The organism is Microbacterium sp. Bi128 (genome assembly GCF_918698205.1).
In genome coordinates, this window is the sequence record NZ_CAKKMM010000250.1 from 1 (window position 1) to 5,802 (window position 5,802).

6 protein-coding genes are annotated in these 5,802 nt (G+C 67.8%); 1 reads left to right on the forward strand and 5 read right to left on the reverse strand.

Annotation, left to right across the window (positions count from 1 at the left end; genetic code table 11):
* From LQV45_RS16150 to LQV45_RS16165, 4 genes are all read right to left on the reverse strand, one after another.
* Positions 1-235, reverse strand: a 235-nt coding sequence (locus LQV45_RS16150) for a citrate/2-methylcitrate synthase (RefSeq protein WP_290370257.1), incomplete at its 3' end; no start/stop codon positions are given.
* 62 nt (positions 236-297) lie between these two features.
* The gene (gene prpB / locus LQV45_RS16155) at positions 298-1,200 is read right to left on the reverse strand and encodes a methylisocitrate lyase (RefSeq protein ID WP_230007909.1); all 903 of its coding nucleotides are present in this window, start codon (positions 1,198-1,200) and stop codon (positions 298-300) included.
* Positions 1,200-2,720, reverse strand: coding sequence for an MmgE/PrpD family protein (locus tag LQV45_RS16160; RefSeq protein ID WP_230007910.1), 1,521 nt, complete (start codon positions 2,718-2,720; stop codon positions 1,200-1,202). The genes prpB and LQV45_RS16160 overlap by 1 nt, the downstream gene beginning before the upstream one ends.
* Positions 2,713-3,372 (reverse strand): GntR family transcriptional regulator, encoded by a 660-nt coding sequence (locus LQV45_RS16165; RefSeq protein ID WP_028277407.1) that lies wholly within the window; start codon positions 3,370-3,372, stop codon positions 2,713-2,715. The genes LQV45_RS16160 and LQV45_RS16165 overlap by 8 nt, the downstream gene beginning before the upstream one ends.
* A gap of 198 nt (positions 3,373-3,570) precedes the next feature.
* Here LQV45_RS16165 and LQV45_RS16170 point away from each other — a divergent pair, with 198 nt between their 5' ends.
* Complete coding sequence (locus LQV45_RS16170; protein ID WP_230007911.1) at positions 3,571-5,481, forward strand: AMP-binding protein; 1,911 nt, start codon at positions 3,571-3,573, stop codon at positions 5,479-5,481.
* Positions 5,482-5,499: 18 nt separating this feature from the next.
* Here LQV45_RS16170 and LQV45_RS16175 read toward each other — a convergent pair.
* A partial coding sequence (locus LQV45_RS16175; RefSeq protein ID WP_230007912.1) for a LysR substrate-binding domain-containing protein occupies positions 5,500-5,802 on the reverse strand: 303 nt, incomplete at its 5' end.

Below are 5,802 nucleotides of genomic sequence, written 5' to 3' on the forward strand. Positions count from 1 at the left end.
GATCCAGGGCACGCCCGGCGCGTTCCCGGGCGGTAAACTCCGCCAGCTGCTCCGCGTCGGGCAGCTCGCCGTTCCAGAGCAGGTAGGCGACTTCCTCGAAGCTGCACTTGGCAGCCAGTTCCTGGACAGGGTAGCCGCGGTACAGCAGCGAGTTCGTGTCCGGGTTGACCTTGGAGACTGCGGTGTAGTCCACCACGACGCCGGCGAGGCCCTTTTTAATGTCCTGTTCAGCCATGCTGAAACTCCTTTGTTCCTAACGCCTGTATACCGGCACGTGCCGGAGGTTCTATGCGGGGCTTACTTACCGGGGATCTGGAAATTAAAGACTCCGGTATCGAAACGGTTGTAAGCCTCGTAATCAACGAGATCGTACAAACGCGCACGGGTCAGCATGCTTCCAACCTGTGCCTCCTGGGTTCCGTCGGCCTTAATCGATTCCAGAGTACGCTCCGCAGCGCCCATGGCACTACGGAGCAGCGTCACCGGATAAATGACCATATTGACGCCGACGCCGGCCAGCTCCTCCACGGTGAACAAGGCACTCTGGCCGAATTCGGTCATGTTGGCCAGGATCGGGACGTTGACGGCGTCGCGGATGGCCTGGAATTCGGCCAGGTCCTTCATCGCCTCCGGGAAGATCGCGTCCGCACCGGCCTCCACGAGCGCTTTGGCACGCTCCTGGGCGGCCTCGAGCCCGTCCGTGGCGCGGATGTCGGTCCGGGCCATGATCAGGAAGTTCGGGTCGCGGCGGGCATCGGCCGCGGCCCGGATCCGCTTGGTGGCGGTTTCCAGGTCCACGACGTTCTTCCCGTCGAGGTGGCCGCAGCGCTTGGGGTTGAACTGGTCCTCGATGTGGCAGCCGGCCAGGCCGGCGTTCTCGAGTTCCTGGACCGACCGGGCCACGTTCATGGGCTCACCGAAGCCGGTGTCGGCGTCGACGATTGCCGGCAGGTCCGTCATCCGGGCGATCTGCCCGGCGCGGGTGGCGACCTCCGTGAGGGTGGTCAGCCCGATGTCCGGCAGGCCCAGGTCATTGGCGAGGACGGCGCCGGAAATGTACACCCCGGCGAAGCCCTTCTCCTCGATCAGCCGCGCCGAGAGCGGGTTGAACGCGCCGGGGAACTGGGCGATGGTGCCGGAGGCGAGGATTTCGCGGAACCGGATCCGCTTTTGCTCCGGGGTGACTTTCGAATACAACATTAGAAGAGTCCCTTCGGGGCGCCGGCGAGGTCGATCACGCCGTCGGCGGCCTGGATGTTCAGCTGGTCCAGCTCGCCGGCGGCGAGCTCGGGGAGCCGGGCGGCGGCGGCGAGGAAACGCTCGATCTCCTCGTCGGCCACCAGACCGGCGGCGAGGGTGCGGAACTTGTTGACGTACTGCTCCCGGGCGAACGGCCGGGCGCCCAGCGGGTGGGCATCGGCGACCGCGATGTCATCGGTGATGACCGTGCCGTCCTTGAGCGTGATCTCCACGGTGCCGCCGAAGGCCTTCTCGGCGATGTCCAGGGAGTGGTAACGGCGGGTCCATTCCGGGTCCTCGACCGTGGTGACCTTGTGCCAGAGTTCCACGGTGTCGGGGCGGGCGGCGCGTTCCGGGGCGTAGGAGTCCACGTGGTGCCAGGTGCCGTCCTGCAGGGCGACAGTGAAAATGTACGGGATCGAGTGGTCCAGCGTCTCGCGGCTGGCCGTGGGATCGTACTTCTGCGGGTCGTTGGCGCCGGAGCCGATCACGTAGTGGGTATGGTGGCTGGTCTTGATCAGCACGGATTCGACATTGGCCGGGTCCGTGACCTCGGGGTGTTCGCCGTTGAGCTTGCGGGCGAGGTCGATCCACGCCTGGGCCTGGTATTCGGCCGAGTGTTCCTTGGTGTACGTGTCCATGATGGCCCGCTTGGCCTCGCCGGCCTCAGGCAGCGGCACGGTGTAGGAGGCGTCCGGGCCGTCCAGCATCCAGGCGATCACGCCGTCTTCGCCCTCGTAGATCGGTACGGGCGAGGTCTGGCCGCGCATCGCACGGTCCGCGGATTCGACGGCCATTTTGCCTGCGAACGCGGGGGCGTGCGCCTTCCAGGTGGAGATTTCGCCCTTGCGGGACTGCCGGGTGGCGGTGGTGGTGTGCAGCGCCTGGCCGACCGACTGGAAGATGGTCTCGACGTCGAGGCCCAGCAGGGTGCCGATGCCGGCGGCCGCGGACGGGCCGAGATGGGCCACGTGGTCGATCTTGTGCTTGTGCAGGCAGATGGCCTTGACCAGGTTGACCTGGATCTCGTAGCCGGTGGCGATGCCGCGGACCAGGTCCCGGCCGCTGGAACCGACGTGCTGGGCGACGGCCAGGACCGGGGGGATGTTGTCACCCGGGTGCGAGTAGTCCGCGGCCAGGAAGGTGTCGTGGTAGTCGAGTTCACGGACCGCGACGCCGTTGGCCCAGGCGGCCCATTCGGGGGAGACGCGTTCCTCGATGCCGAAGACCTTGGCGCCCTTGCCGCCGGTGCTGGGGCCGTGGGTGAGGGCCTGGGCCCGGGCCGCGACGATCGGGGCGCGGTTCAGCGAGGCAACCGCCACCGAGGCGTTGTCGATGATCCGGTTGATCACCATGTCGGTGACCTCATCGGTGACCTCCACGGGATCCGCGGCGACCTTGGCGATCTTGTAGGCGAGCTGGTCCTCGCGGCCCAGGTTTTCCTCGCTCTTGTAAACGCGGACGTGGTGTTCCTTAACCATGGTGCTCCCTTTGCTGAGGTGTATGGGTGGCTTTGACGTGCGAAAGACTGCGGTGCAGGTGAAGCGTGGTGGCGGCCTCGGCCAGGCGCGGGTTGCCAGCGGCGATCGCCTCGGCGATGGCAGCGTGCTCGGCGGCCGCGGCAGTAAGCCGGGCGGCGTCGTCGGCGGCCAGGCGCCGGACGCGCACGAGGTGGACGCGGAGACTGCGCATGGCCTGGACGAGGTAGGCGTTGGAGATGGCGGCGTCGATGGCCGCGTCCAGCCGTCCGACCAGCCCGTAATAGTCGTGCAGGGCCGGATCCTGTCCGCCGATCAGTTCCGGGGCCTGGAGCAGTTCGCGCCGCAACGCATCGAAGGTTGCGGGGTCGCCGCGCTCGGCGGCCAGGGCGGCGGCCCTGCCCTCGAGGGTTTCGCGCAGTTCGAACAGTTCGTCGATGTCGTCCAGGGAAATGTCGGTGACGACGACGCCGCGGCCGCCCGCCGTCGTCGTCAGCCCTTCGGCCGTGAGCCGGCTCAGGGCCTCCCGCAGCGGGGTGCGGGAGATGCCGAGGCGCGCCGACTGTTCCACCTCCGCGAGCACGGTTCCGGGCAGGAGACGCCATTCGATGATGTCGTCGCGCAGGGCCGCGTAGGCCTTGTCGCTGGCGCGCATCCTGCCTCCTTCGGTGGCGGCTGTGTCGGGATGGAACAACATCAGTGTATACACGCAACGGCTCGTTGCCCAGCAATTGCCGCCTGTGGTGAACAAATAGCCGAGTTGTGTATACATGACCCTTGTATCGCCGGTCCGCCCCGGTTTACCCTTGTCTATCATTGGTCGCATCACAACGTCGTGGACAGGATGTACGTCATGGTCACCAAGAGCTACCGGGCAGCCTACGAACGGAGCCTGGAACATCCCGCAGAGTTCTGGCTGGAGGCCGCGGAAGGGATCTCCTGGCAGACGCCCCCGCGGCTGGCCCTCGACGCGGGCCGGGCACCGCTCTACGACTGGTTTCCGGACGGGGTCCTGAACACGTCGTACAACGCCCTCGACCGGCACGTCGCCCAGGGTAGGGGTCAGCAGGATGCCCTGGTCTACGACTCCGCGATGGTGGGCATCCGGCAGAGCTATACCTATGCGGAACTGACGGACCTCGTGGCCCGGTTCGCCGGTGTCCTGCGCCGCAGCGGCGTCGGCAAGGGCGACCGCGTGGTGATTTACATGCCGATGATCCCCGAGGCCGTCATCGCGATGCTGGCCACCGCACGGCTCGGCGCCGTGCACTCGGTCGTCTTCGGCGGGTTTGCCCCCAAGGAACTTGCCGCCCGCATCCGCGACGCAGCCCCCGCGGCGGTGGTGACGGCGTCCGGCGGCATCGAGCCGTCGCGCCGGATTGAGTACCTGCCTGCCGTCGCCGAGGCCCTCAGTATCGCCGGCGCCGCCGAAACCCCGGTGCTGGTCAAGGCCAGGGACGGCTTCGGCTCGACGGTGGCCTCCATGGCGGCCGAGCACCCCGGGTGGCTCGACTGGGACACCGAGATGGCCTCCGCCGAGGCGGCCGCGCCGGTGGACGTCAAGGCGACGGACCCGCTGTACATCCTCTACACCTCGGGCACCACCGGCTCGCCCAAGGGCGTGGTGCGGGACAACGGCGGCCACGCCGTGGCCCTGAAATGGACCATGGAAAACCTCTACGACGTCGGCCCCGGCGACGTCATGTGGACCGCCTCGGATGTCGGCTGGGTGGTGGGCCACTCCTACATCGTCTACGGTCCGCTGCTGGCCGGCGCCACCACGGTGCTGTACGAAGGCAAGCCGGTGGGGACGCCCGACGCCGGCGCGTTCTGGCGGGTCATCCAGGACCACAAGGTCAACGTGCTGTTCACCGCGCCCACCGCGCTGCGGGCCATCCGCAAGGCCGACCCTGAGGGCCGGTTCCTGGACAAGTACGACATTGCCAGCCTGCGGACCCTGTTCGCGGCCGGCGAGCGGCTGGACACCGATACCTTCCACTGGGCCTCCCGGGTGCTCGGTGTTCCGGTGGTCGACCACTGGTGGCAGACGGAGACGGGCTGGGCCATCTGCGCCAACCCCCGAGGCCTCGGCGGACTGCCGATCAAGGCCGGGTCGCCGAGCGTCCCGATGCCCGGCTTCCGGCTCAACGTCGTCGACGGCGCGGGCGGGGACGTCGAGGCCGGCACGGAAGGCAACATCGTCCTCGGCCTGCCGCTGCCGCCTGGCACCCTGACCACGCTCTGGCGCAACGACGACCGCTACATTTCCTCGTACCTCCAGGCGTTTGAGGGCTACGGTGCCGCCGGTGGCTCGGGCTACCGGGACGAGGACGGCTATGTCTTCGTCATGGGCCGCACGGATGACATCATCAACGTCGCCGGACACCGGCTCTCCACCGGCGCCATGGAACAGGTGATCGGCCAGCACCCGGCAGTTGCCGAATGCGCCGTGATCGGCCTCGCCGACCCGCTCAAGGGCCAGCGGCCCAGCGGCTACGTGGTCCTCAAGTCCGGGGTGGACGTGCCCGAGGAAGTCCTGGTCAAGGACCTGATCGCCCTGGTCCGGCGCGACATCGGGGCCGTGGCGGACTTCAAGCACGTCACCGTGGTGGATGCCCTGCCGAAGACCCGTTCGGGAAAGATCCTGCGCAAGACCATGCGCCAGATCGCCGACGGCGAGACCTACGTGGTGCCCTCCACGATCGAGGACGCCGGCGTGATCGACGCGCTGCTCGACACCCTGCGCCCCGGCCCTACGGAGTGACCGGAGCAGCCTCGTGGTCTAGTGATAGTCGCCGGCCCGTTCGCGGGCGATTTCCAACAGGGTGGAGTGGAAGGCCACCTCGGCCGGGGCATAGACCTTGTCCTCCCGCTGCGCCAGCAGTATTCTCCGCAGCGGGGCAGCGGAGCCCAGGCTCAGCACCTTCACGTCGGGATGCTGAAGTGCCACGGCGGTTTTGGGCACCATAGCCACGCCCATTCCCACGCTGACCATGGCCTGGGCCTCCTGGTAGTCGTTGGCCAGGAAGGCAATCTCCGGTTCGAATCCGGCGTCGTGAGCGGAACGCTGCAGCACCTCCACGAC

Coding starts and splice junctions, on each gene's coding strand:
- prpB (WP_230007909.1), bottom strand. CDS start 1,200: ATGTTGTATTCGAAAGTCACCCCGGAGCAAAAGCGGATCCGGTTCCGC.
- LQV45_RS16170 (WP_230007911.1), top strand. CDS start 3,571: ATGGTCACCAAGAGCTACCGGGCAGCCTACGAACGGAGCCTGGAACAT.
- LQV45_RS16160 (WP_230007910.1), bottom strand. CDS start 2,720: ATGGTTAAGGAACACCACGTCCGCGTTTACAAGAGCGAGGAAAACCTG.
- LQV45_RS16165 (WP_028277407.1), bottom strand. CDS start 3,372: ATGCGCGCCAGCGACAAGGCCTACGCGGCCCTGCGCGACGACATCATC.